Source organism: Nocardia otitidiscaviarum (genome assembly GCF_007362295.1).
In the GTDB taxonomy this organism is placed as follows: Bacteria; Actinomycetota; Actinomycetes; order Mycobacteriales; family Mycobacteriaceae; genus Nocardia; species Nocardia otitidiscaviarum.
In genome coordinates, this window is record NZ_CP041695.1 from 6,241,730 (window position 1) to 6,267,911 (window position 26,182).

21 protein-coding genes and 4 tRNA genes are annotated in these 26,182 nt (G+C 68.2%); 12 read left to right on the forward strand and 13 right to left on the reverse strand.

Features of this window, described 5'->3' with window-relative positions; genetic code table 11:
• The first annotated feature begins 4 nt into the window (after window positions 1–4).
• Both FOH10_RS27930 and FOH10_RS27935 read left to right on the forward strand, forming a co-directional pair.
• On the forward strand, window positions 5–2,602 hold the full coding sequence (locus FOH10_RS27930; protein ID WP_143982932.1) for a glycerol-3-phosphate 1-O-acyltransferase: 2,598 nt from the start codon (window positions 5–7) through the stop codon (window positions 2,600–2,602).
• The gene (locus tag FOH10_RS27935) at window positions 2,599–4,167 is read left to right on the forward strand and encodes an HAD-IB family hydrolase (RefSeq protein ID WP_143982933.1); all 1,569 of its coding nucleotides are present in this window, start codon (window positions 2,599–2,601) and stop codon (window positions 4,165–4,167) included. Before FOH10_RS27930 ends, FOH10_RS27935 begins: the two co-directional genes overlap by 4 nt.
• A 10-nt stretch (window positions 4,168–4,177) precedes the next feature.
• Here FOH10_RS27935 and FOH10_RS27940 read toward each other — a convergent pair whose 3' ends face one another.
• From FOH10_RS27940 to FOH10_RS27960, 6 genes are all read right to left on the reverse strand, one after another.
• A complete protein-coding gene (locus FOH10_RS27940; RefSeq protein ID WP_143984352.1) occupies window positions 4,178–4,879 on the reverse strand; it encodes a polyprenol monophosphomannose synthase in 702 nt (233 codons plus the stop codon).
• Window positions 4,880–5,030: 151 nt separating this feature from the next.
• Window positions 5,031–5,207 carry a hypothetical protein gene (locus tag FOH10_RS35040; RefSeq protein WP_162836493.1) on the reverse strand — a complete coding sequence of 59 codons (177 nt, stop codon included), beginning with the start codon at window positions 5,205–5,207 and terminating at the stop codon, window positions 5,031–5,033.
• 179 nt (window positions 5,208–5,386) lie between these two features.
• A tRNA-Phe gene (locus tag FOH10_RS27945) sits at window positions 5,387–5,460 on the reverse strand.
• A gap of 36 nt (window positions 5,461–5,496) precedes the next feature.
• Window positions 5,497–5,570, reverse strand: a tRNA-Asp gene (locus FOH10_RS27950).
• A gap of 31 nt (window positions 5,571–5,601) precedes the next feature.
• Window positions 5,602–5,677 (reverse strand) — tRNA-Glu (locus FOH10_RS27955).
• A gap of 92 nt (window positions 5,678–5,769) precedes the next feature.
• Window positions 5,770–6,435, reverse strand: coding sequence for a TetR/AcrR family transcriptional regulator (locus FOH10_RS27960; protein ID WP_039809349.1), 666 nt, complete (start codon window positions 6,433–6,435; stop codon window positions 5,770–5,772).
• A 1,141-nt stretch (window positions 6,436–7,576) separates the two neighbouring features.
• Between FOH10_RS27960 and FOH10_RS27965 the strand changes: the two genes are divergently transcribed.
• From FOH10_RS27965 to phoU, 6 genes are all read left to right on the forward strand, one after another.
• Window positions 7,577–7,649: transfer RNA gene (locus tag FOH10_RS27965), tRNA-Lys, on the forward strand.
• Between the two features lie 135 nt (window positions 7,650–7,784).
• Complete coding sequence (locus FOH10_RS27970; protein WP_029930892.1) at window positions 7,785–8,384, forward strand: DUF937 domain-containing protein; 600 nt, start codon at window positions 7,785–7,787, stop codon at window positions 8,382–8,384.
• 203 nt (window positions 8,385–8,587) lie between these two features.
• Window positions 8,588–9,559: an acyl-ACP desaturase gene (locus tag FOH10_RS27975; protein WP_039809347.1), complete on the forward strand. Its 972-nt coding sequence runs from the start codon at window positions 8,588–8,590 to the stop codon at window positions 9,557–9,559.
• A gap of 301 nt (window positions 9,560–9,860) precedes the next feature.
• Window positions 9,861–10,931 carry a tRNA dihydrouridine synthase DusB gene (dusB, locus tag FOH10_RS27980; protein ID WP_244962128.1) on the forward strand — a complete coding sequence of 357 codons (1,071 nt, stop codon included), beginning with the start codon at window positions 9,861–9,863 and terminating at the stop codon, window positions 10,929–10,931.
• A gap of 109 nt (window positions 10,932–11,040) precedes the next feature.
• Window positions 11,041–13,542 carry an LCP family protein gene (locus tag FOH10_RS27985; protein WP_308212894.1) on the forward strand — a complete coding sequence of 834 codons (2,502 nt, stop codon included), beginning with the start codon at window positions 11,041–11,043 and terminating at the stop codon, window positions 13,540–13,542.
• Window positions 13,543–13,643: 101 nt separating this feature from the next.
• Complete coding sequence (phoU, locus tag FOH10_RS27990; RefSeq protein ID WP_029930888.1) at window positions 13,644–14,315, forward strand: phosphate signaling complex protein PhoU; 672 nt, start codon at window positions 13,644–13,646, stop codon at window positions 14,313–14,315.
• A 102-nt stretch (window positions 14,316–14,417) separates the two neighbouring features.
• On the opposite strand, the gene FOH10_RS27995 is transcribed toward phoU, so the two are convergent.
• The 7 genes from FOH10_RS27995 to FOH10_RS28025 all read right to left on the reverse strand — a co-directional run bounded on the left by FOH10_RS27995 (window position 14,418) and on the right by FOH10_RS28025 (window position 22,794).
• The gene (locus FOH10_RS27995) at window positions 14,418–16,052 is read right to left on the reverse strand and encodes an MFS transporter (protein ID WP_143982934.1); all 1,635 of its coding nucleotides are present in this window, start codon (window positions 16,050–16,052) and stop codon (window positions 14,418–14,420) included.
• 176 nt (window positions 16,053–16,228) lie between these two features.
• Window positions 16,229–17,005, reverse strand: a complete 777-nt coding sequence (gene pstB / locus FOH10_RS28000; protein WP_029930886.1) for a phosphate ABC transporter ATP-binding protein PstB — start codon at window positions 17,003–17,005, stop codon at window positions 16,229–16,231.
• A gap of 21 nt (window positions 17,006–17,026) precedes the next feature.
• Window positions 17,027–17,929 (reverse strand): phosphate ABC transporter permease PstA, encoded by a 903-nt coding sequence (pstA, locus tag FOH10_RS28005; RefSeq protein WP_143982935.1) that lies wholly within the window; start codon window positions 17,927–17,929, stop codon window positions 17,027–17,029.
• Window positions 17,926–18,897, reverse strand: coding sequence for a phosphate ABC transporter permease subunit PstC (gene pstC / locus FOH10_RS28010; RefSeq protein WP_143982936.1), 972 nt, complete (start codon window positions 18,895–18,897; stop codon window positions 17,926–17,928). The genes pstA and pstC overlap by 4 nt, the downstream gene beginning before the upstream one ends.
• A gap of 103 nt (window positions 18,898–19,000) precedes the next feature.
• Window positions 19,001–20,113 (reverse strand): phosphate ABC transporter substrate-binding protein PstS, encoded by a 1,113-nt coding sequence (gene pstS, locus FOH10_RS28015; RefSeq protein ID WP_143982937.1) that lies wholly within the window; start codon window positions 20,111–20,113, stop codon window positions 19,001–19,003.
• Window positions 20,114–20,495: 382 nt separating this feature from the next.
• Window positions 20,496–21,392: a mycothiol synthase gene (gene mshD, locus FOH10_RS28020; RefSeq protein ID WP_143984355.1), complete on the reverse strand. Its 897-nt coding sequence runs from the start codon at window positions 21,390–21,392 to the stop codon at window positions 20,496–20,498.
• Window positions 21,393–22,038: 646 nt separating this feature from the next.
• The gene (locus tag FOH10_RS28025; RefSeq protein WP_029930881.1) at window positions 22,039–22,794 is read right to left on the reverse strand and encodes a winged helix-turn-helix transcriptional regulator; all 756 of its coding nucleotides are present in this window, start codon (window positions 22,792–22,794) and stop codon (window positions 22,039–22,041) included.
• Window positions 22,795–23,263: 469 nt separating this feature from the next.
• On the opposite strand from FOH10_RS28025, the gene FOH10_RS28030 reads away from it, so the two are divergent.
• The 4 genes from FOH10_RS28030 (at window position 23,264) to FOH10_RS28045 (ending at window position 26,177) form a co-directional block, all read left to right on the forward strand.
• Window positions 23,264–24,091: an LmeA family phospholipid-binding protein gene (locus FOH10_RS28030; protein ID WP_039809301.1), complete on the forward strand. Its 828-nt coding sequence runs from the start codon at window positions 23,264–23,266 to the stop codon at window positions 24,089–24,091.
• Entirely contained in the window at window positions 24,088–24,543 is a 456-nt protein-coding gene (locus FOH10_RS28035; RefSeq protein ID WP_143982938.1) for a thioredoxin family protein, read from the forward strand. Before FOH10_RS28030 ends, FOH10_RS28035 begins: the two co-directional genes overlap by 4 nt.
• 260 nt (window positions 24,544–24,803) lie before the next feature.
• Window positions 24,804–25,316, forward strand: coding sequence for a DUF4395 domain-containing protein (locus FOH10_RS28040; protein ID WP_228813246.1), 513 nt, complete (start codon window positions 24,804–24,806; stop codon window positions 25,314–25,316).
• 27 nt (window positions 25,317–25,343) lie between these two features.
• Window positions 25,344–26,177: a sulfurtransferase gene (locus FOH10_RS28045; RefSeq protein ID WP_029930877.1), complete on the forward strand. Its 834-nt coding sequence runs from the start codon at window positions 25,344–25,346 to the stop codon at window positions 26,175–26,177.
• Window positions 26,178–26,182 lie beyond the last annotated feature (5 nt).

The following is a 26,182-nucleotide window of genomic DNA, read 5'->3' on the forward strand; positions in this document are numbered from 1 at the left end:
ACAGATGATCGACCACGACAGCCGGATACCCACGGCCACCACCGCCCCGCGCTCGGTGGTAGCGCTGGTCGACTCCACCACCCAGGTCGAACGTGAACTCGTCGGCAGTTGGCTCGCCGAGGGCGGCATCAACCAGGAATTCGGCACCGAGGCGCCCGTCACCCAGATCGACCTCGACCCCACCGCCATCGCCACCCGCCTGGTCGACCGCCACGACGACCCGCTCGTGGTGCCGGTACGGGTGCTGTGGCTGCCGCCGGAACGAGACGGCGTGCGGCGCACCACCTTCACCGATCTGATCACCCTCAGCAATCCGCGCAAACCCAACCGCCTCATGCAGCGGCGACTCATCGGCAAGGCGCCCGACCGGCACCTCGTGCTCACCGGACAGCCCGCGCGCTTGAGTGAGCTGCGCGCCAACAATCCCGGAGCCGCCGGTGCGGCCGAGGCGTTCGCCCGCGCCATCGTGCGCGCGGGCATCGTCGCCCTGGAGCGCGCGGAACGCGCCGTCATCGGCGACCGCTACAAGGTGCCGCGCCTGGTGGCCGAGGAGATCCTCGACTCCCCCGAATTCCTGCGCCGCCTCGACGATATCGCCGCGCACACCGGCACCTCACCGCGCGAGATGCACCGCCGCGCGGAGAAGGCGCTGCGCGAACTCGTCGCCGCGCAGAGCCGCCTGGTCTCCGATCTGTTCACCCAGGCCATGCGGCCCGTGCACGCCTCCACCTGGAAGGTCGACGACGACCCCGTCGGCTTCGAACGGCTGCGCAGCCTCAACCGGCGCTACCCGCTGGTCTTCCTGCCCTCGCACCGCTCCTACGTGGACGCCTTCGTACTCGGGGATGTGCTGGCCCGCAACGACTTCCCGCCCAATCACGTCATCGGCGGGGCCAATCTCGGCTTCTGGCCCATGGGTCCGATCGCGCGGCGCACCGGCACCGTATTCATCCGCCGCAGCTTCGGCGACGACGAGGTGTACAAGGCCGTCGTCGAGGAGTACTTCGCCTACCTGCTCGCCAAGCGGTTCAACCTGGAGTGGTACTTCGAGGGCGGGCGCACCCGCACCGGAAAGCTGCGGCCGCCGCGATACGGACTGCTCAACTACCTCGCGGCGGCGCTGCGCTCGGGCCGCGTGGACGATGTGATGCTGGTGCCGGTGTCCATCACCTACGAGCGGCTCAACGAGATCGGGGCCATCGCCGACGAACAGACCGGCGGCAAGAAGCAACCCGAGGGGCTGGCCTGGCTGGCGCGGTACGTTCGCAATCAGCAGCATTCGGCGGGGCGCGTGTACGTGCGCTTCGGGGAACCGCTCTCGGCGCGCGAACGGCTGACCGCGCACGGTGATCCGCTCGTCGAACCCGCCGACCCGGGACCGGCGGTATCGAATCCGAGAGCGGCGGCGTCGAATACGACATCGATCCCGAGCCCACAGGCGGCGGACACGGCTCCGACAACGTCGAATCCGGCTGCGGCGAAGGCAGACCCGGAGCCGGAGACGTCGAACTCCACTCCGGCTACGTCGAATCCGGAAGCGGTGTCCAACCCCACTCCTGCGATATCTGCTTCGGCAGCGGGCGGCAACGGCGCGGTCCCGGAATCGGAAAGCGTGGTGGAGGAACAGGAGCGGCGGGCGGTGCAGCGGCTCGCCTTCGATGTCGCGGTGGGCATCAATGCCGTCACCCCGATCACCGTCAACGCGCTCACCACGCTCGTCCTGCTCGGCGTGCACGAACGCGCGCTCACCCGGGACGAACTGCGCGCCGCCATCGCGCCCGTACTCGGCTACATCGAATACCGCGACCTCCCGCGCGGCGAACTCGACACCCTCCGCGACGATCACGGCCTCGCGGTGGTGCTCGAACAGCTCGCCATCGCCAAGGTGGTGACCGTGTACCGGGGCGGACTGGAGCCGGTGTACTCCATCGGCGCGGGCGCGCATCTGGAAGCGGCGTTCTACCGCAACAGCGCGGTGCACTGGTTCGTCAACCGCGCCATCCTCGAGCTGGCCGTCCTCACCGCCGTGGAAGCGCCCGAGGGCGATCAGCTGCGGGTCGGCTGGGAGGCCGCCTACCGGCTGCGCGACCTGCTCAAGTTCGAGTTCTTCTTCCCCGAGCGGGCCGAGTTCACCTCCGAACTCACCGCGGAGATGCTGCACGTGGACCCGCAGTGGCACCGCCGCACCGCCGCCGGAACCGTCGGCACCGAGATCCTGGCCCAGCTCGCCGGATCCGGCTTCATGATGGCGCACCGGGTGCTGCGGTCCTTCTTCGACGCGCAACTCGTGGTCGCCGAGCGGCTGGCCGCCCACGACCCCGCCACCGCCGTCGACCGCAAGGCCATCATCGACGAATGCCTGAACGTGGGCCGGCAGATGCTGTTGCAGCAGCGTCTGCAGAGCCCGGAATCGGTGTCCTCCGAACTGTTCAGCAGCGCGCTCAAACTCGCCGACAACCACGGGCTGCTCACCCCCGACCCGGCCGACCCGGCCGAACTGGCCGCGCGCAGAACCAGATTCGCCGGGGAGCTGCGCGCCATCGGCGGACGCATCACCCGCGCCGCCACCCTGGACCCGTCGAATCGGCTGGAAACGCTATGAGCGCCCGCAGGATTCCCGGCGGTGCGGCACCGACGCGCTCTCGGGCCGCGCGGAAGACCGACCCCGCCCGCACCGGCGGACCCGCGTATCTGCGGCGACGACGGCCCGGTGCGGGCATAACCGAACAGTCCGCGCGGGCCATCACACTCGACGAGGCGGTGGCGGCCATCCGCTCCGGCCCGCAGGGTCCGGAGATCGCCGCCGTCTTCGACTTCGGCGGGACGGTCGTGCACGGATTCGACCCACCCTCGCTCACCCGGCGGCTGCTGCGCCGCGACCGCGACCCCGTCGCGGCCGGACTGCTCGGCAGCATTCGCGGCGCCCGCAGCGAGGGCGAATACGAGCGGTTCCTACAACACACCATGCACGCCTGGGCCGGACTGCCGGAGCATCGGCTCGAGGAGCTGGGCGCGACGCTGTTCCAGCGCACCGTCTACGGACACCTGTACCCGGAAGCCTGGCGGCTGATCCGCGAACACGAGACCGCCGGGCACACCCTGGTGCTGGTGAGTGCGCTCACCCGCTTCCAGGTGCGGCCCGCCGCCGACGAACTCGGCATCCCCACCGTGCTGTGCACCGCCATGGCCGCCCAGGACGGCGTCCTCACCGGCCACGTGGAGGGCAAGCCGCTGTGGCGCAACGGCAAGGCCGACGCGGTGCGGCGCTTCGCCCTCGCCGAGGGCATCGACCTGACGCGCAGCTGGGTGTACGCCGACAGCGCCGCCGATCTGCCGCTGCTCGGGGTGGCTGGGCGGCCGGTGGCGGTCAACCCCGATCCGCGCACGGTGCTGGAGGCCACCGAGAAGGAGTGGCCCATCCTGCATTTCCGGCCGCGCACCACCCCCCGTCCCACCGACTACGCCCGGACCGTCGCCGGATTCGCGGCGCTGCTCGGGGGCGCGCTGTTCGGGGTGGCGGCCAAGGCGCACACCAAACAGCGCCGGGAGATGGCGGATTCGCTGCTGAACCACGCCGCCGAGTCCACCCTGCGCGGCACCGGAGTGCGGGTGCGCGTGACGGGGCGGGAGTACGCTCGCGCGCTGCGGCCCGCCGTGTTCATCTTCAATCATCAGAGCCAGTTCGACATGGTGGTGGTGGCCGAGGTGCTCGGCGGCGGTATCACCGGCATCGCCAAGAAGGAGATCACGCGCAACCCGATCTTCGGACCGCTCATGCGCTTCGTCGAGGTGACCTTCATCGACCGCGCCGATACGGCGGCGGCCAAGGCCGCGCTGGCTCCGGTGGTGCAGACGCTGCGGGGCGGGCTGTCCATCGTCATCGCACCCGAGGGCACGCGCTCCCGTACACCGCGGGTGGGGGCCTTCAAGAAGGGCGCGTTCCACATCGCCATCCAGGCCGGGGTGCCGATCATTCCCGTGGTCATCCGGAACGCGGGCGAGATCGCCTGGCGCGATTCGGCGGTGGTCCGCAAGGGTGTGGTGGACGTGGCGGTGCTGCCGCCCATCGACGTGAGCGGGTGGGACCCGGCCGCCATGGACGCCGATATCGAGCGGGTGCGTCAACTGTTCGTGGACACCCTGCTGGAGTGGCCGACGGACGACTGAACTCGTTGTTTCAGAGCTGGCGGCCGAACAGCAGCTTCCACGGCATGGCGGCGGATTCCAGCTGCACCCTGAGGCTCATCTTGGACGCGCCCTTGGTGCGCTCCTCGAAACGGATCGGCACCTCGGCGATCCGGATGCCCTTCTTGACCGTCCGGTAGTTCATCTCCACCTGGAACGAGTAGCCGTTCGACTTGATCGACGACACGTCGATGGCGCGCAGCGTATCCGCCTTCCACGCCTTGAACCCCGCGGTCGCGTCCTTCACGCCCAGGCGCAGGATCAGGTTCACGTAGAAGTTGGCCCAGGCCGACAGCGCCTTGCGGTACCACTTCCACTCCTCGGCGGTGGAACCGCCGGGCACGTAACGGGATCCGAGTACCACGCCCGCGTCGGTGGTCTCCAGCTTCTCCAGCATGGCCGGGATCACCTCGGCCGGGTGCGAGAGGTCGGCGTCCATCTGGATCACCACGTCCGCACCCTCGTCGAGCGCCCGGGTGATGCCCGCGATGTAGGCGCGGCCCAGGCCGTCCTTCTCCGTGCGATGCAGCACGCCCACGACACTGGGCAGTTCCGCGGCGAGCTTGTCGGCGACCTCGCCGGTGCCGTCGGGTGAGTTGTCGTCCACGACCAGCACGTGCAGGTCGGGCACGGGTAGCGCGGTCAGCCGCTCCACCGCCACCGGCAGGTTCTCCCGCTCGTTGTAGGTCGGCACCACCACGGTTACCTTCAAGGCTCGCCCTCCCGCTCGATTCCGGCCCGTACGCGCGCGCGGCACGGGCGGGCATTCGTCGTTTCTGCTCCCGAAACGGTACTTGATTCACCTGAGCGACGAGTGAGCGCACCGGCAGCCGTGGGAAAAGGGCTCAATCCTCGGCTTCGTCGGCCGCTTTGTTCCGCGCCCTGGCGATCTCCAAAGCCCGCTCCGCCGTGGCTTTGTCGGGGTAGGGACCCATCCGTTCACCCACCCAGTGCTGCTTGCCCTGTTCCGCCCGGTGATGTTTCAGGCAGTAGTACCACTGATCATCAGAGTTGTCAGCCATACCTCCAGCATCCCACCGCGATCACGACGGCGGATGTGAAACACACGGCAGCGCGACAGTAGGGCGTCAATTCGAAATTTCGAAGTGAAAAACTCGCCGTGACAGCTACGGCCTGGATATCCCGCCCGGAAACGAACAATGGGTGTTGCACACACTGTGTGCAACACCCATTCGAACTGTGGCCAAGGCCGGGATCGAACCGGCGACCTTCCGCTTTTCAGGCGGACGCTCGTACCAACTGAGCTACCTGGCCGGAGGCACCCGTACCGAATGCCAAGCTGTAGTCTTGCGACCCTGACGGGACTCGAACCCGCGACCTCCGCCGTGACAGGGCGGCGCGCTAACCAACTGCGCCACAGGGCCTTGCTTGCTCCTCCAGCGGTGTTTCCACCACTGGTACCCCCTACGGGATTCGAACCCGCGCTACCGCCTTGAAAGGGCGGCGTCCTAGGCCGCTAGACGAAGGGGGCCCGCCGGATGTCTCCGGACCGTTTGCTCAACGGCTTCCGTTGGGAGCGGAGATAGCTTATGACAGCTCGCCGCTTATTCCCAAATCTGCTGGTCAGAGTGCCAAATTGAGATCCTCCAACCGGGCGTTCACCCGCCAGCCCACGCGGCGGAACTCCTCGGACCACTCCGGGGTGGCCGTCGCCTCGATGATCACCTCGAGCGCCTCACGGAACCGGGAACGCAGATCCCCGGGGCCGCCGAGCACATCCGCGATGTAGCGCTGACCGGCCAGGGCGGCGGCCAGGGTGCGGGTGAAGCGGTCCGGATCGGCGTCCGGCCGCAGCTGCTTGTGCTCGATCGCCCGCACCGCGAGCAGCCGGATGGCGCGGCCGAGAATGCGCCCGCCACCGGCCTGGATGTCGCGGTAGAACTCCGGTTCGATGATGAGCCGGAACTCCGCCTGGATGATGATGTCGTTCTCCAGGCGCAGCGCGATCTCGTCGACCATCCCGTGCAGGATGTCGAGCGGACCGAGATCGCCTCGGGTGAGCCATCTTTCGGTGGACGCGCGGTAGCGGTCCACGGCCGCTTCCAAGACCGCGCGAGCGAGATCCTCCTTGGAGTCGAAGTGGAAGTACATGGCGCCCTTGGTGGCGCGAGAACCTTCCAATATGCGGTTGAGCGATGCAGCGGCATAGCCGCTCTTCCCGAACTCAACGGCGGCGGACCTGATGATCGCCGCACGTGTCCGGCGGGCCCGCTCTTGCTGCCGTGCCATGCTCGAAACGCCTCCGAAGCTAGCTAACCGCCGTTGCGCCATTCTCCACGGTGAGAACAGCCATCCGGCGCAAAGTTACGTGTCTTTCAAATACTTCAGAACGGGCTTGCGCCCGAATTACCAAACTTGTGGTACGAAAAAGCGCGAAAAACTTGAAACACACCAACTGGTATAGTTTTTCCCGCCCGGGTGCGCCGCAGGGGGTGCGCACCCGGGCGTTCACGTCGTCTGGTCGCCTCCCGCTGCCTCTCTTCTGGAGCCGCGATCGGCCAGACCGGTCGCGACACGTTCGGGCACATCAACGATAAGCCGAATCCCGTGCCGCCGGGGCAATCCCGGTTCTTCGGGAATTCACCAGTCGGTCACCGTACCCGGAAAGCGCACTCCGCGTGGTGTGTACCGGAAAGTCAGTTAGCCAGAACGTCCCCTATCTCGTTCCGCAATTCCGCAGCAACCGGTTGGGCGATTGGTCCGAAAGGACGAATTCACCCTTATCCCACGGAGGTTCGACGCGCCCGCCGACTCCGCCGCGACCGCCCGTGCGCGAGCCGCGCCGCCGCCACCACGACACCGCCCGCCCGGCGCCGCCCCCGCCCGGTAACCACACCCCCCACCAATTACATTGCCACACATCACGATTGGATGATATTCGGAGGACGGCCACCTGAAACAATCTGGGTGTCAATACGATTGCCAGCCCTTCCGGCGGCCCCCTGCCCAACCACCGCCCGCCCCGGCCGAACCCGTCCCGACCCCCATACCGCCCACCCCCGGTGATCATCCGGAGCGGAGATCGATCCGGATACGGCGGCACATCCCCATCCACACCGGTTCACCGCCGAGGGTATCCCCGATCACTCCCCCATCCACCCTGGAGCACCCATCCGGAATCCCCCTCCCCCTACCTGCCCCACGCCAGCCACACCCCCAACCGCGCAAACAGACCGCTCAGCCCCTGAGGCCACCCGAGCGCGACGCCCAATACCCCACACCGCCGCCCCGCCCCACGAGAACCACCACTCCCCACACGCCGCAACACCACCCGCTCAACTGCCATGACCTGCACAAACATCCAGCGCTAACCACCAACCGGATACTCGGTTAACACTTCCGGGGCGGGCACATTAAACTGGCCTCCCGCGCCCCTATAGCTCAGTTGGTAGAGCTACGGACTTTTAATCCGCAGGTCCCAGGTTCGAGCCCTGGTGGGGGCACTCGCGTGGCGGCGGACGTGGAACCGACCTTCCGGTCCGCCGCCACACCCGCGAATTCATGGCAACATCCCCTGTTTTCCCCTAGGGTGAGCCCGATAGGCCTTTTCCCGGGAACCCCAAAAACAGGCGGAACTCATGACTTCCTTCGATGACCTGCTCTCCCAAGTCCCCGTCTCCCAGATCGCCGGGAAGCTCGGCGTGGACGAGGCAACCGCGAACACCGCCATCCAGGCCGCCATCCCCGTGCTACTGGGCGGCTTGCAGGCAAAGGCCAGCAACCCCGAGGCCGCGTCGGCGATCGAAGGGGAGATCGCCAACCAGCCGAGCAACCTGCTCGACGGCGGCGTCGATATCGACCAGGTCGATGTGGCGGGCGGCGACAAGATCGTCGACCAGACCTTCGGCACCGAGAAGAACACCGTCATGAGCGCGCTCGGCGATGTCGGCGGCGCGGGCGGCCAGGATCTGATGGCCAAGCTGATGCCCATGCTCGCCCCCATCGTCCTCGCGTACCTTGGGAAGAAGGTGCTCGGCGGTGCGGGTGGCGGTGCGGCCACCCAGGCCGGCGGCGGCGGGCTCGGCGACATCCTCGGCAGCCTGCTCGGCGGGGCCACCGGCGGCGGCTCGGGCAGCGGTGCGGGTGGACTCGGCGGCGCGCTGGGCGACGCACTCGGCAAGAACGCGGGCAATGTGCTCGGCAATGTTTTGGGCGGCCTGCTCGGCGGTAAGAAGTGAAAATCGCCGGAAGCTAACGAAATACGGCCCACGGCGATGGAGAACACGTCGTGGGCCGTCATCCATATGACATCGATCACCGCCGCCGCAATGCTGGTCGTATGCGTTTCGCATCACACCTACGGTGCCGTAAGGTATGGGACCGCGGCGGCATGGCCTGCGAGGGAACCACTGGAAGTTCGCACGACACGAAGGGCGTATACATGGCAAGGGATCTGACTCAACTCGAGTTGCTGATGGAGTTGGAGCCGGTTGCCGAGGAGAACGTCAACCGCCACCTCTCCCTGGCCAAGGACTGGCATCCGCACGACTACGTGCCGTGGGACGAGGGCCGGAACTTCGCCGCCATGGGCGGCGAGGACTGGGACCCGTCACAGTCGAAGCTGAACGAGGTCGCCAAGGCGGCGATGATCACCAACCTCCTCACCGAGGACAACCTGCCCTCCTATCACCGCGAAATCGCCGAGAACTTCTCCCAGGACGGCGCCTGGGGCACCTGGGTCGGTCGCTGGACCGCCGAGGAGAACCGGCACGGCATCGTCATGCGGGACTACCTGGTCGTCACGCGCGGCGTGGATCCGGTGGCGCTCGAGGAAGCGCGCATGGTCCACATGACCAACGGCTTCGCCTCCCCCACCGAGGAGGACGCCGGATTCCTGCATTCGGTCGCGTACGTGACCTTCCAGGAGCTGGCCACCCGCGTCTCCCACCGCAACACCGGCAAGGTGTGCGACGACCCGATCGCCGACCGCATGCTGCAGCGGATCGCGGCCGACGAGAACCTGCACATGATCTTCTACCGGAACATGTGCGGCGCGGCGCTGGACCTGTCGCCCGATCAGGCGCTCGACGCCATCACCCTGATCCTGGAGAACTTCCAGATGCCGGGCGCGGGCATGCCCAACTTCCGCCGCAACGGCGTGCTCATGGCCAAGCACGGCATCTACGACCTGCGCCAGCACCTCGAAGAGGTGGTCAACCCGGTGCTCAAGAAGTGGAAGATCTTCGAGCGCACCGACTTCACCGCCCGCGGTGAGCAGACCCGCGAACGGCTGGGCCTGTTCCTGGAGAAGCTGTCCAAGGACGTGGAGAAGTTCGAGGAGCAGCGCGACCGCATGCTGGCCAGAGAGGCCGCCAAGCGCGAGAAGGCGCTCGCGGGAGCCGGGATCAGCTGATCCGTGCCTCGACTCGTCGGCCCGGTCGCACACGCCGTGCGACCGGGCCGCATCCGTCGCGCCCGCGGGGACGACCGCCCGGCACCCGCCTCGGCCCCACGGTGACGGCCGAGCGAACGCCCCGCCGCCGGTCGCCGAGCGGCGGCGAAACGATCACGGCCGAGCCGGTCGGCGGGTGTGTGGCCGAGACCACTCCCCGACTGATGCGACAATCGATCTCGTGACGACGTCCCTGGAAACCGCTGCGAGCAGTCTGCGGATCGGCCCCTACCCGGTCGATCCGCCGGTCGTGCTCGCCCCGATGGCCGGAATCACCAACGTCGCCTTCCGCACCCTGTGCCGGGAATTCGGCAGCGCCACCTCCATCTACGTGTGCGAGATGATCACCGCCCGCGCGGTGGTGGAGCGCAATGAGAAGACGCTGCACATGATGTCGTTCGGGCCCGACGAGAGCCCGCGGTCCATGCAGCTGTACGGCGTCGACCCGAAAACCCTCGGCGAGGCCGTGCGCATCGTCGTCGGCGAGGGCTGGGCCGACCACATCGACCTCAATCTCGGTTGCCCGGTGCCCAAGGTGACCCGCCTCGGCGGCGGCGCGGCGCTGCCCTACAAGCGGGAGCTGTTCCGGGCCATCGTGCGGGAGATGGTGGCGGCGGCCGCACCGGCCGGAGTGCCGATCACGGTGAAATTCCGCATCGGCATCGACGACGACCACATCACCTATCTCGACACCGGACGCATCGCCGAGGCCGAAGGCGCGGCGGCGGTCGCGTTGCACGCGCGCACCGCGGCGCAGCGGTACTCCGGGGAGGCCGACTGGACCGCCATCGCGCGGCTCAAGGAGGCCGTCACCACCATTCCGGTACTCGGCAACGGCGACATCTTCAGCGCCGACGACGCGGTGACCATGATGGCGAGAACGGGCTGCGACGGTGTCGTCGTCGGTCGCGGCTGCCTCGGACGGCCCTGGCTGTTCGCCGAACTCGAGGCCGCGCTGCGCGGCGAACCCGTCCCGACCCCGCCGAATCTCGGCAAGGTCGGCGAGATCCTGTACCGGCACGCGTCCCTGCTCGCCGACCACGACGGCGAGGACAAGGGCATGCGAGATCTGCGCAAGCACATGGCCTGGTACCTCATGGGCTTCCCGGTCGGCTCCGAACTGCGGCGCAGGTTCGCCACCGTCGGCAGCCTCGCCGAACTCTCCGACCTCATCGGACAGCTCGATCCCACCGCGCCGTTCCCCAAGGACGCGGAGGGCCCGCGCGGCAGACAGGGCTCACCGGGCAAGGTGGCGCTGCCGCACGGCTGGCTCGACGATCCCGACGACTGCGCGGTCCCGACCGCGGCGGATGTCATGCACAGCGGCGGCTGACGTGGGCTCCGGCGGCGGCTGAGACCGCGCGGTTCTCTGGTTCGACTGGTCCGTTGTGGCGAAATCGTTATCATGGCCTCTGCATCGAAGAGCAAAGTGAGGTTCGTTGGTGGGTGACGATCGGTACGGGCGTACGCCACGGCCCGGAGGTCGCGCCCCGTGGGAGCGCTACCCCGCGGACGAGGCGGAGCAGCCGCGCGGCCGCCGGAATCGGCACGCCGATGACGCCACCAACGGATCCGCGCCCATCTCGGTGCAGGACCTCGTGGAGAAGGTCGACAACGAGCGCAAGGGCCGACGCCGACGCCGCGCCGAATCCGATACACCGGAGATCGACGCCTGGGACGCCGAGCCCACCAACGGATCTCACGGCACCGCCGCGTCTCGCGGCGCCAACGGAGCGCGCGGAGCCGACGCCCACGGCGCCCGGCGCGCGGTCGATCAGACCGGAGCGCGCCGCGCCGTCCCGACCGAAATGAACGGCCTGGGCGGCGGCGCGGACTCCGCCCCGGTGCGACGCCCCGCCCCGGGCGAATCGGGAGCGATACGCCGTCCCGCCCCGATGGATTCGGCTCCGACCCGACGTCCGGCTCCGGTGGACTCCACACCCACCCGACGGCCCGCTCCGGTGGACTCCACACCCACCCGACGCCCCGCTCCGGGCGATTCCGGCGTCATCCGCCGCCCGGCCCCGGGCGAATCCGGTGCGATCGGCCGACAGGGGCCCGCGGACTCGGGTGCCGTACGCCGCCCGCCCCCAGGCGAATCCGGTGCGGCCCGGCAGTCCCCCGCGGACTCCGGCGCCATCCGCCGACCGCCCCCGAGCGAATCCGGCGCCATGGCCCGGCAAGCCCCCGCGGACTCCGCCCCGGTGCGCCGCGCGCCGTGGGGTAAGGGCAAGGGGGCCGCGAATGCCGCTGCGGCGGGGCCGGTTCGGGCCGCCGCCGCCGATCCGGTCACCGAGGAACTGCCGCCCGTGACGGGTCCGGCGCCGGAACCGGAAGAGCCGCGACCCATTCGGGGCGTCGCCTCACCCGCCGACTACCCCACCACCGCACTGCCCACGGCGGTCGGCGCCAAGCCGCTGTCCCGCCTGGCCGGGAATCGGCAGCGCCGCAGCAAGCGGTTGCGGCTGGCCGGGCGCAGCACCGCCGCCGTCGTCGCGGTCATCGCACTGCTCGTCACCGGTGGCGGGTGGAGCTATCTGAAGGCCAAGGACAATGGCTTCAACCAGGTTTCGGCACTGGACGAGAACTCCGCCGACATCATCGACGCCAATGCGCAGTACGGCGACGAGACCTTCCTCATCGTCGGCACCGATACCCGCGCGGGCGTGAACTCCGATCTCGGCGCTGGCACCACCGAGGATGCCGAGGGCGCGCGCGCCGACACCGTCATGCTGGTCAATATTCCGGCCAAGCGGGATCGTGTTGTGGCCGTGTCCTTCCCGCGCGACCTGGATGTCACCCGGCCGGTGTGCGAGGGCTGGGACAACGAAGCGGCGAAGTACAGCTCGGAGAGCTTCCCCTCGGCCATCGGGGACAAACTCAACGCCACCTACGCGCTGGGCGGGCCCAAATGCCTGACCAAGGTCATCCAGAAGATGACCGGCCTCAAGATCAACCACTTCGTCGGCATCGACTTCGCGGGCTTCGAGGCCATGGTCGACACCATCGGCGGCGTCGAGGTGTGCACCACCAAACCGCTGATCGACGACACCCTCGGCACCATCCTCACCGAACCGGGCAAGCAGATCGTCAACGGCGCGACCGCACTCGACTACGTGCGCGCCCGGCACGTCTACGGCGAGGAGCGCAGCGACTACGACCGCATCAACCGGCAGCAGCGCTTCCTGGCCTCGCTGCTGCGCGGGGCGCTGTCCAGCAAGGTGCTGTTCGACCTGGGCAAGCTCAACGGCTTCATCAACGGCTTCGCTCAGCACTCGTTCATGGACAACGTGAACACCAAGGACCTGCTCACGCTGGGCCGGTCACTACAGAAGGTGGACGCCGGCGCGATCACCTTCCTCACCATCCCCACCGCGGGCACCACGTCGTACGGCAACGAGATTCCGCGCGAATCCGATATCAAGGCCATCTTCCAGGCCATCATCGACGACCAGCCGCTGCCCGGGGAGAAGAAGCCCGAACCCGAGGAGACCAGCACCACGCAGGCCCCGCCGACCAAGCCGAAGCTGACGGCGGTCGACCCGAGCATGGTGTCGCTCCAGGTGTCCAACGGCTCCGGAATCTCGGGCATCGCCTCGACCACCGCCACCAAACTCGCCAACCAGGGCTTCCAGATCTACAGCACCGGCAACTACGCCGAGGGCTCGTCCGCCACCACCAAGGTCCGCTACTCCGGCAGCGACCAGGAGGCCGCCGCCGCCACCGTGGCCAGCGCGATCCCGGGTGCGTCCCTGGAGTCCACCACCGGGCTCGGCAGCATCGTGGAGGTGGTGCTCGGCTCCGATTTCACCGGCACGGTGAAGACGCCGACCACCTTCGGCCAGACGCTGCCCGACGCGCCGGTCTCCACCGCCGAGGAGACGCCGATCACACTGCCGTCCGATCTGGAGCATGTGAACGCGGCCGACGACACCTGCAAGTAGCGGCCACGCCGCCAGCGGTGACGGACGACATGCCGACCCGGCACCGATGATTCACCGACCGTTGGTGACTTGGTCAGCGATGGCTACTAGTGTCTTGACTCATGCGTGTCATCTACAACGAACAAATGGCCGAGCTCGCCGACCTGCTCGGCGGCATGGCCGGCCTCGCGGGCGACGCGATGGAGCGGGCGACCAAGTCGCTGCTCGACGCCGACCTCGAAATGGCCGAGCAGGTGATCACCGAGTACGACCGGATCGCCGAGATGATCACGCTGGCCGAGGAGAAGGCGTTCGCGCTGCTCGCCCTCCAGGCGCCGGTGGCCGGCGACCTGCGCCAGGTGGTGAGCGCCATCCAGATCGTCTCCGACGTGAACCGCATGGGCGTGCTCGCCCTGCACGTCGCCAAGATGACGCGGCGCCGGTTCCCGAACCACACGGTGCCCGAGGCGGTCAACTCCTACTTCGCGGAAATGGGACGCATCGCGGTCAAGATGGGCGCGGCGGCCAAGGACGTGCTGGAGACCCGCGATCCCGAGCGCGCCGCCAAGCTCAATGACGACGACGAGGCGATGGACGATCTGCACAAGCATCTGTTCACGCTCATCATGGACCGCGACTGGGAGCACGGTGTGGCCGCCGCCGTCGACGTGGCGCTGCTGGGCCGCTACTACGAGCGCTTCGCCGATCACGCCGTGGAGATCGGCCGTCGCGTGGTGTTCCTGGTGACCGGCGTGCTGCCGCCCGATCCGGATCAGGAGAAGGAATCTCTCTGACCGTCCGATATGACGCGCGATTCGGCCGCCCGGTACTCCGGGCGGCCGAATGCGTTTCAGGGCTGAGGATTTCGGTGCGGCAACACCTCGGCCCGGCGGACTTCAGTCCGTCTTCGGCTCATCGTCGGTGGTATCGGCATCGCGCCAGCCGAGCAGCAGCGACCGGTTGCGTTCCGGCTTCCAGGGCAGCGCGACGGCCACGATGACGGCGCACACCACCAGCGTGCCCACCGCGACCATGGAGGCCGCGTGCGAGCCCTCCAGCGCCGCGACCTTCATGGCGTGCACCAGATCCGCGCGCGGCTGCTCCAGCAGCGGGTTGAGCGGCGCCTTCATGATCTCCAGCACGCTGATCGGGGTGTTGGAGGCCAGTTCCTTCTGCTGGGCGTTCATGATGGCCTCCGGCACCGCGGCAATGCGTCCGCTCACCCGGTCGGCGTAGATGGAGCTCATGATGGAGCCGAGCAGCGCCACCCCGAGCGCGCCGCCGACTTCACGGGTGGTGTCGTTGACCGCCGAACCGGCACCGGCCTCCTCCAGCGGGACCGAACCCATGATGGACTCGGTGGCGGGACCCTGCACCACCGCGAAGCCGATGCCCATGAGCACCATGGAGACCAGAACCGGCCCCAGGTACGGGGTTTCGACCGTGGTCTGCCCGGCGATGTACATGGCGACCGCCAGCACGAGCACACCGGTCACGATGACCGCGGTCGCACCGACCCGCTGGGCGATCAGGGTCGCGGCCGGGGCTCCGATACCCACCGCCAGCGCGAAAGGCAATGAGTGGATGCCGAATTCGAGCGGGGACAGCTCCTTGACGCCCTGGAAGTACTGGGTGATGAGGAACAGGAAGCCGAAGGCGCAGAAGTAGGACACCGTGATCGCCAGCGCGGGCACCGCGAAGCGGCGGATCCGGAACAGCCGCATGTTCAGCACCGGGGTCCGCACCCGCAATTCCCAGGCCACGAAGGCGGCCAGCGCGGCCGCCGAGATCGCGTATCCCAGCAGGCTTTCCACCGACAGCCAGCCGTGCTTGGGCGCTTCGATGATCGACCAGACCAGCAGCGTGACACCCGCCAGCGACAGCACGATGCCGATGCGATCCAGGCGATCCACATGCGACGCACGGGATTCCGGCGTGGTGAACCAGACCGCGACGATGGCGATCACGGCCACCGGCACGTTGATCCAGAACACCGAATGCCAGCTGAAGTGCTCGAGCAGCCAGCCGCCGACGGTCGGGCCGATGGCGATCGCGATGCCCGCCATGGCGGTCCACACGGCGATGGCGGCGGCGCGTTCCCGCGCGGTGGTGAAGATATTGGTGAGCAGCGCCAGGGTCGCCGGGAAGACCATGGCCGCGAAGACGCCCATGCCCGCGCGCGCCGCGATCACCTGGCCCAGCCCCGAGGCCAGCGCACCCGCCGCCGACATGACGGCCACACCGGCCAGACCCCACACCAGGAACCGTTTGCGCCCGTACCGGTCGCCCAGATGCCCCATGGCGAGCAGAAGGCCGGAGAACGCCAGGGTGAACGCGTCCACGATCCACTGGAGCCCGGCCATATCGGCCTGCAACTGCACAGCCATCGACGGCAGCGCCACGTTCACGAGCGTGTTGTCGAGTACCACGAGCAGTTCGGCGAGACAGATGGCGATCAAGGCCGCCACTCTGCCCCGCCCGGACAAGACGATCCGTGCTTCGGACTGCTGGATCGACGCTGATATAGCCATCCTCCGCCTCCTAGGTATAACGATCGGTTTAGTTACCTAGGACACTAACTGTTACCGACAGTTGCACACAATAGGAGGCCGCCCATATGACGCAGCTAACACTCGGCACCACCGAGCTTTGACATACGAAAAGACCCCGGGTCCGATCGGACCCGGGGTCGTGAGATTCGAACGTCCTAGCCGAAGCGGCCGGAGATGTAGTCCTCGGTGGCCTTCTGCGACGGGTTGGAGAAGATCTTCTCCGTCTCGTCGATCTCGACCAGCTTGCCGGGCTTACCCTGCGCCTCCAGGTTGAAGAACGCCGTCTGGTCACTCACCCGCGCGGCCTGCTGCATGTTGTGGGTGACGATGACGATGGTGAACTCCTTCTTCAGCTCCGCGATGAGATCCTCGATCGCGAGCGTGGAGATGGGGTCCAGGGCCGAACACGGCTCGTCCATGAGCAGCACGTCGGGCGAGACCGCGATGGCGCGGGCGATGCACAGCCGCTGCTGCTGACCACCGGAGAGACCGCCACCGGGCTTGTCGAGGCGGTCCTTGACCTCGGTCCAGAGGTTCGCACCGCGCAGCGAGCGCTCGGCGACCTCGTCGAGCTCCTTCTTGTTGCGCACACCCTGCAACTTGAGCCCGGCCACCACATTGTCGCGAATCGACATGGTGGGGAACGGGTTCGGGCGCTGGAACACCATGCCGATGGTGCGGCGCACACCCACCGGGTCGATGGCCGCCCCGTAGATGTCCTCGCCGTCGAGCAGCACCGCACCCTCGACGCGCGCACCCGGGGTCACCTCGTGCATGCGGTTGAGCGAACGCAGCACGGTGGACTTGCCGCAGCCGGACGGACCGATGAAGGCGGTCACGCTGCGCGGCAGCACGGTGAGCGAAACGTCCTTCACGGCATGGAAGGCGCTGTAGTAGATATTCAGATCTTTGACGTCGATCCGCTTGGCCATCTCGTCTTTATCCGTTCCGCTCTATCGGTTCCGCGTCAGGAACTTGTTGACCGCCGCGGCGGCAAGGTACAGCAGGGCGATCATCAGGATCAGCGTCAGCGCCGCACCCCACACCCGCAGTCGGCCCGCGGGTTCGGGATTGGCCAACTCCTGGTAGATCAGCAGCGGCAGCGACGCCATATTGCCGTCGAAGACGTTCGAGTTGATCGACTTGCTGTAGCCGACCAGCACCAGCACCGGGGCCGTCTCGCCCATGACGCGGGCCAGCGACAGCAGGATGCCGCTGATCATGCCGGGCAGCGCCGTCGGCACCACGATCCGCACGATGGTCTTCCACTTCGGCACGCCCAGCGCGTAGGACGCCTCGCGCAGCTCGTCGGGGACGAGCTTGAGCATCTCCTCCGTGGAGCGCACCACCACCGGCAGCATGAGCAGCACCAGCGCCAGCGATACCGCCAGCGCGCTCTGCGGGAAGCCCAGCGTGGCGATCCACAGCGCGAAGATGAACAGCGCGGCCACGATGGACGGCACACCGGCGAGGATGTCGACCATGAAGGTGGTGGTCTTGGCCAGCCAGCCGCGGCCGTACTCGACCAGGAAGATGGCGGCCATGATGCCCAGCGGCACCGCGATGACCGCGGCCACCGCGGACTGCACGATGGTGCCGTAGATGGCGTGGTACACGCCGCCCGCGGTCTGATCCGGCAGCACGCCCTTCTGCGAATTCGTCCACCAGGTCGGCGAGACGATCGCCTCGAAACCCTTGCTGACCACCATGAACAGCACCCAGCCCAGCGGGATGAGGGCGATCACGAAGCAGGCCCACACCACACCGGTGGCGATGTTGTTGCGCACCCGGCGGCCCAGGCTGGTCTCGCGGAAGGTCGGGGCCTTGACCGGCTTGTCGAGCAGTACGGTACTCATCCGTTCACCTTCCCGCCGGCCGCGAGCCGTGCCAGGGCGTTGACCACGAAGGTCAGCGCGAACAGTACGAAGCCGGCCGCGATGTAGGCGCCCGTGGGCAGCGGCTGGCTGAATTCCGCCGCCGCCGAAGCGATCTTGGACGCGAAGGTGTAGCCGCCGTCGAACAGCGACCAGTTGCCCGCCTCCGCCGCGGTGCGCAGCACCACCAGCACGGCGATGGTCTCACCGAGCGCGCGGCCCAGGCCGAGCATGGAACCGGCGATCACGCCGCTGCGGCCGTAGGGCAGCACGGTCATCCGGACGACTTCCCACTTGGTGGCGCCCAGCGCCTGCGCGGCCTCGATGTGCATGTACGGCGTCAGGCCGAACACCTCGCGACTGACGGAGGTGATGATCGGCAGGATCATGACCGCGAGCACCACGCCCGCGGTGAAGATGGTGCCGCCGCCGGAGATGCTGACATTGCCGTCGGAGAACAGGAAGAACCAGCCGAGGTTCTCGTTCAGGAAGCGCTGCACCGGCTCCAGTTCCGGCGCCAGCACCAGGAAGCCCCACAGGCCGAAGACGATGGAGGGCACCGCCGCCAGCAGATCCACCAGGATCGCGAACGGCTTGGCCAGCACCTTCGGCGCGTACTGGGTGAGGAACAGGGCGATGCCGACGCCGATCGGCACCGCGATCACCAGCGCCATGAGCGAGCTCAGCACCGTGACCATGAACAGGTCCTTGATGCCGAAGCGCAGGTGCTCGGCATTGGAGGTGTTGAACTCCGTGCTGGTGAAGAAGCCGACCTCGTTCGCCTGGATCGACGGCACCGCCCGCACCAGCAGGAAGAGCGCGATCAGGGCGATCGCCGCCACGATGACGCCACCCGCCGTGGTGGCGGCCGAACGGAACAGCCATTCGGCGTTCAGTGCCGATCCACGGGATGCGGCGGCCTTCGGTTTCGTGCTGGGGTCGGTCGGCATGAGCGAAGTATCCCCCGACGGGTGAGCTGAGCCCGGCTGCGGGCCCGCCGATTTCGACAGGCCCGCAGCCGAGACGTCATCGTGAACGGTCATCGGCCGGCAATCAGGAGATGGCGTTGATCGCCGTGGTCAGCTTGGTCTTGAACTTGTCGGGGATCGGGATGTACCCGTTCTCGTCCAGGCCGTTCTGACCGTTGGTGATCGCCGAGGTCAGGAAGGCCTTCACGGCGGTGGCGGTCTCGCCGTCGGCGTACTTGGAGCAGACGATCTCGTAGGTCGGCATGACGATCGGGTACGCGCCCGCCTCGGTCGGCTTGTAGAACGAGGAGACGTCCAGCACCAGGTCGTTGCCCTCACCGGAGATCTTCACACCGTCGATGGCCTTACCAGCGGACTCGACGCTCAGCACGACCGGCTCGGGGGAGGCGGAGGTCACGATCTCGGCGATGGACAGGTTCTGCGCCTTGGCGAACGACCACTCGTTGTAGGTGATGGCGTTCTTGGTGCCCTTGACTGCGGCCGAGGTGCCCTCGTTGCCCTTCGCACCCTCACCGACACCGCCGTTGAAGGTCTTGCCCGCGCCCTTGTCGCCCCAGGCGCCGTCGGAGGCGGCGTCGAGGTAGCGCTGGAAGTTGTCGGTGGTGCCCGACTCGTCGCTGCGGAAGATCACCGCGATCGGCTCGGCCGGCAGGCTCGCGTTCGGGTTGAGCGCCTTGACCTCGGGGGCATCCCAGGTCTTGACCTCGCCGCTGAAGATCTTGGCCAGGGTCGGGCCGTCCAGCGCCAGATCGGTCACGCCGTCGATGTTGTAGGTGATGGCGATCGGACCGAATACGGTCGGCAGGTTCCACGCCGGGCTGTCGCAGCGGGCTGCGGCCTGCGCGGGCTCGTCCTTCTTGGTGCTCAGAGGGGAGTCGGAGCCACCGAAATCGGTCTGGCCGCCGATGAACTCCTTCACACCGGCGCCGGAGCCGCTGGAGGTGTAGTCGAGGGTGAAGCCGTCGCAGTTGGCCTCGTAGGCGGCGATGAAGCGCTCCATGGCGTTCTTCTGCGCCGACGAGCCACTGGCCTTCAGCGAGGTCTTGCCACCACAGGCGACATCGGAATTCGCGGACACCTGGCTGGTGTCGGTGTTGTCGTCGCTGCCACAGGCGGACAGCGTCATGGCACCCGCGGCCAGCACACCGATCAGGGCGCTACTACGCTTGAGATTCACCTAATTCCTCCGGGAATCATCGTTCTGCACGCCCGACCCCTCAACGGCCGGACGGGCGCATATTGGTGGCTGTTCGCTGCGAACTCGCGCACCGGGCAGCCTGGTACCGCCCACATAGCAACGTAGGGGCGGTACGTAGACAGTTGGACCTGGGCGGGTGAACGCAAGGTGAACAACCTCGTGCGATCTCGGCCGATAGGTGTGACATTAGCCGCAGATTAGCGGGTTGGGTGGATAGCCACGCAGTAGCCGCCCGGTCGGACGGTTGCCGGACCGTGACCGAAAACACTGGGACCGACGTCACCCGACGCCCGTCGGCCCGCGGGAGACCCGGTCCTGCGGATGTTGCCCCGCCGCACCGGCCCCCATGTGAGGCGCGGGTTCAGCGCGCGTAGGCCGCGTCGACGTGAGCGGGGGTGAAGCCGAGGCGGGTGTAGGTGTGGACGGCGGCGGTGTTGTCGGCCTCGGTGTAGAGGAGCACCTCGGGCAGGGCGCGCTCGCGCAGGTGGTGCAGTCCGGCCAGGGTCAGCAGGCGGCCGAGCCCGCGCCCCTGGGCGGACGGGTCGATGGCCACCACGTAGACCTCGCCGATCCGCGGGTCCTCGTCGAGATGCACCTTGGTCCAATGGAATCCGAGGATGCGGTCCGGTTCGGCGGGGTCCGCGGCGATGAACAGGCCCTTCGGGTCGAACCAGGGTTCGTCGCGGCGCGCGGCGATCTCGCGTTCGGTCCAGCCGCCCTGTTCCGGATGCCAGGCGAACGCGGCATTGTTGACGCGCAGGAGCTCGGCGTCGTCGGACGGACCGGCGTAGGTCCGCAACAGCACGTCCTCCGGCACCGTCAGCTCCGGTAGCTCCGAATTTGCAAGGGGGCGACGCATTTGCCAGAGCTCCCGGGCCACGGTCAGGCCCAGCCGGGACGCGACCGATCGCGCCGCGGCCAGATTCCCGTGCGCCCACACCCGCGTGCCGTCGCCGCCCGCATCGAGGGCGGCGGTCACCAGCTCCGCGCCGACTCCCCGCCCGCGCTGGTCCGGATCGACGGCCACCTCCGCCATGGCGGGATGCTCTCCGTGCGCGGCAACCAGATTCGCGTAACCGATCACCGCGTCACCGGCGCGGGCGACCAGATGCCAGGCCTCGGCGTCCCGGGTGAGGGACAGTACAGCCTGCTCGGAGACGGGTGCCACGCCATCGGCGGTGGCGGCGCGGTCCAGCATCTCACGCACCCGCCCGGGGGTATCGTCGGCCAACCGGTCGGTCCAACCCAGTTCGCGCATGCGCCGCGCTTCGACCTCCACCGCATCCTCCCATCGCGGGACGCCGCCGAACTCGGCTCCCTGTCCATGCCGCCGGTAGTGAGACCGCCGGCGCGTTCCGTTCCGACCCAGCGCAGGCCGATTCGACCGCGTCCCACCCGCTGTCAGCGGTCGACGCGCTCCCGACCGGCCACGCTATCGGCCCTGCCGGAGGAGTCCAACACGGCGGGGTCACCCGATCATCCCCGGCCGCGCACCGGACCCCCGTCGTGGGCGGTGCGGCACGGTGCGTCACGGCGTCGGAGAAGGCCGCGCCCGCACCACTCGCCGAACTCGGGGGCGGTCGACATCGGCATCCCCGTCGGCCCAGCCGGTGACGCACGCGCGCCGGACCGCTTCATGACCGGTCCACCACCGCGCGTCACGACATAGGCGAAGTCGCGCCCGCAGGTACTCGGCGAACGCGGCGGCGGTCCGTTTCGGCGTCGAGGTCCCCGCAGCGGTCACCCACCTACGGTCAGCACCGCATCACGGCACAGCGGCGGGCGTCCACACCGCGGTAGGCACCGCGTCACCGGGGCTCGGCACCGCGACCGGTCGCGGTGGGGATCCGCAGCGCGATCGGCATCACGTCACCGGGTCAGTGCGGGTATTCGCGGTCGTGTGGCTACTGGACGGTGCCGTTCACCGGAGCGTATTCGTCGTCGCTGCTCTCGGCATCCGGGAAGGTCACCGCATCGCTCTTGTTCGCGCTGCGCGCGGGGCGCACGGCCTTGTAGCCGACATTGCGCACGGTGCCGATGAGCGATTCGTATTCGCTGCCGAGCTTGGCGCGTAGTCGTCGCACGTGCACGTCCACGGTGCGGGTGCCGCCGAAGAAGTCGTAGCCCCACACCTCCTGCAGCAGCTGGGCACGGGTGAACACGCGGCCCGCGTGCTGGGCGAGGTATTTGAGGAGTTCGAATTCCTTGTAGGTCAGGTCGAGCGGGCGGCCGCGCAGACGCGCGGTATAGGTGCCCTCGTCGATGACCAACTCACCGAGTGTGATCTTGCCGGTGTTCTCCGGGCTGGCCGCGCCGCCGTTGCGGGCCACCAGCAGCCGCAGCCGCGCATCCAGTTCGGCGGGGCCGGTGCCGGGCAGCAGGATGTCGTCCAGCCCCCAGTCGGCGTTCACCGCGACCAGTCCGCCCTCGGTCAGCACCGCCACCACCGGCACCGAGGAGCCGGTGCTGCCCAGCAGCCGGCACAGTCCGCGGGCGGCGGCCAGATCGGTGCGGGCGTCGACGAGCGCGACATCGGCCGACCCCGCCTCCAGCAACGAGGCGACCTCGGTCGGCGCGGGTCGCACGTGGTGGGGCAGCAACGCCAGCGACGGCAATACCGACTCCGGATTGGGATCGGAGGTCAGCAGGAGCAGCTCCATGGGGGCTCTCCTCCCATCTGGCATGTGCGCGGCAACCTCATCGTCCGCCACGACGCCATGCGCGTCATCACAGGTAAGTCGCGTCATACCTTAGCGCGTATGTCCGCGTGACCACGTATAGCAGCCGCCCAGGTCACTCCGGCTACCCCAAGATCACAACGCACCCGACCCCCTCCGCACCCGCGTTCGCTTCGCGGCGCATCCCGGTTCTGGGCTGACCGGAGCGGAGGAGCGAACCGGGGAAGCGAAGCGAGGGAAGGACCGTCACCCGCGAGCTCACCACCCGTCCAGCCACTCCCGCAGCACAAAGCGCCACCCTCCTGGGTTCGCGGCGCGTCCCGGTTCTGGACCGAGTGGAGCGGAGGAGCGAAGCGGGGGAGCGGAGGGAGGGAAGAACCGGGACCTTCAGCGCCGCGAACCCCGCCCGGAGCGAAGCGGAGGGCAAATTAGACCCAGTAGGGTGCCTGTCATGAGTTTCCGCAGGGTGATCATCGGGCTGCTCTGCCTGGCGGGGCTGGCGGTCGTGCTCGATTTCGGCACGGCTGCCTACTCCGAGTACCGGGTGTCGCGGCTGCTGCGCGAAGGCTCGGACCTGAGCGCGGACCCGGAGGTGACCTTTCGCGGGTTTCCGTTCGTGGCGCAGGCGGTGGACGGGACCTACGACGACATCTATATCCGGGCGCGGGCCCGGCGGCCGGATATTCCGGGCGAGATCCAGATCGAATCGAATCTGTACGGGGTGCGGCTGCCGCTGAGCGATCTGGCCGACGGCCGGGTGCGCATGGTTCCGGTGGACGAGGTGCAGGCCAGCATGCATATCGAGCCCATCGAGCTGGGGCGGCTGTTCCGCATTCCGGATCTGCAGGTGTTCGGCCCGCCCGCCGACAAGTCGGACGGTTCCGGCGGTTCCGGCGGCACCGGCATGACCACGTCCGGGGCGATCATCCTGACCGGCACCGTGCCGCCGCGCGTCGACACCCCGCCCGGCTCGTCCAGCACCGAGAAGGGTCAGCTGGTGAGTGTGCTCGCCGATCTGCGGCTGGATGCCGACGGCCAGATCCAGATCGTGGCGACCGAGATCTATCACGGTGAGGAGGCCACCGCGACGCCCGTGGCGGTGCTGCCCGCGGTGCCGACCGAGATGATTCTGGGCTGGTTCACCCGCACCATCGACACCCGTGATCTGCCGTTCGGCATCCGCCCCACCAAGGTCGAGGCGGTCGGCGGGCAGATCGTGGTCGAGGGCCGCGGCCGCGACGTCACCATCGACCTGGACCATCTGCAGCGGCAGCAATGATCGAGCTCGCCGTCCTCGCCGCCGCCGTGGCCGCCGCTGTCGCGGTGGGAATTCTGCTGCGGCGCAACGAGGGTCGAGTTCGGGCCAGCGCCGCGGCGCAGCCGGATGCCGCGTCACCGCGCCGCGAACTGCTGGCTGCCGCCGGACTGGTCGCGAATCGGCCTGCGGTGCTGCACTTCTCGGCCGACTGGTGCGGCCCGTGCGCGGCGGTGCGGCGGGTGGTGGCGGGCACCGTCGCCGAGTTCGCCGACGCCCCGGCCCCGCCGCTGGATCTGGAGATCGATATCGACGCCGATCCGGCGCTGGCCAAGGAGCTGTCGGTGCTGTCGCTGCCGACCACATTCGTCTTCGACGCCGACGGTCATGAGCGCTTCCGGATCTCGGGGGTGCCGAAAGCCGCCGATCTGCGCTCCACCTTGGCCCCGCTAACCAGGGCAAATGCCGAAGAGTGACCAGCATTACGGACCCCGGGTCCAATTTCCCCCGAAAACCGGGTAAACTCCGAATCGTGCAATCCAACCGCGAGCTGATGCTCACCCGACGCCGCACGGTAGATCTGTGTCGCCTCGGTGGTTGTTGCTGCCTGTGCCGCTAGCCGGTCGGCCTTTCGAATCCTTCTGTCGCCGACCGGGATTGACCCGCCGTACGAGTGATGTCCGCATCCTCCGGCGCTCTGGCCAACCGAATCCTCTTTCCGCGCAGGAGCACTGATATGTCGCATACAACTACCCCCAACCTCCAACCGGTCGGTACTCGAATTCCTTCCGGTCAGGTCGATGTCCGCGGCCCCCGTTTCGCCGCCTGGATCACCACCGCCGTGCTGGTGCTGACCCTGATCCTCTCCGCCTTCTCCCCGCTCGCGGCCGGCATCCTGCTGGCCGCCCAGGCCGTGGTCTTCGCGCTCGGCGCCCTGCGCGGCCCGAGCGGCAGCCCCTACGGCCTGCTCTACAAGAACCTGGTGCTGCCCCGCATCGGCCCGGCCCCCGCCGTGGAACCCGTTGCGCCACTGCGGTTCGCCCAACTGGTGGGCCTGATCTTCGCCGTCCTCGGCGTCATCGGGTTCGCCGCCTCGATCCCCGTCGCCGGTGCGGTTTTCACCGGTTTCGCGCTGTTCGCAGCGTTTCTCAACGCGGCGTTCGGCGTCTGCCTGGGCTGCAAGCTCTACCCCCTCGTCTCCCGGCTGGTCCCCAAGGCCGCGGCGACCAACCCCCATCCCACCGCCTGACCCCGGCAAACATCTGAAAGGAACAACATGGCTCGCTCCGATGTCCTGGTCTCCGCTGACTGGGTCGAAGAGAACCTCAACGCCCCGGGCGTCGTCCTCGTCGAGGTCGACGAAGACGCCTCCGCCTACGACACGGGCCACATCGAGGGCGCCGTCAAGCTGGACTGGAAGACCGACCTGCAGGATCAGGTCCGTCGCGACTTCGTGAACCGGGAGCAGTTCTCCGATCTGCTGTCGGCGCGCGGTATCGCCAACGAGGACACCGTGGTGCTCTACGGCGGCAACAACAACTGGTTCGCCGCCTACGCCTACTGGTACTTCAAGCTCTACGGCCACCAGGACGTGAAGCTGCTCGACGGTGGCCGCAAGAAGTGGGAGCTCGACGGCCGCCCGCTGTCCCGCGACGCCGTGAACCGCCCGGCCACCTCGTACAAGGCCGGTGAGCAGGACCTGTCCATCCGCGCCTTCCGCGACGAGGTCATCAACGCCATCGGCACCAAGAACCTGGTCGACGTGCGTTCGCCCGACGAGTTCTCCGGCAAGATCCTGGCCCCCGCGCACCTGCCGCAGGAGCAGTCGCAGCGTCCGGGCCACGTCCCGACCGCCATCAACGTCCCGTGGTCCAAGGCCGCGAACGAGGACGGCACCTTCAAGAGCGACGCCGAGCTGGCCGAGCTCTACAAGGAAGCGGGCCTGGACGGCGAGAAGGAGACCATCGCCTACTGCCGCATCGGTGAGCGGTCCTCGCACACCTGGTTCGTGCTGCAGGAGCTGCTGGGCCACAAGAACGTCAAGAACTACGACGGGAGCTGGACCGAGTACGGCTCCCTCGTCGGTGCACCGATCGAGTTGGGAGCGTAATCAGT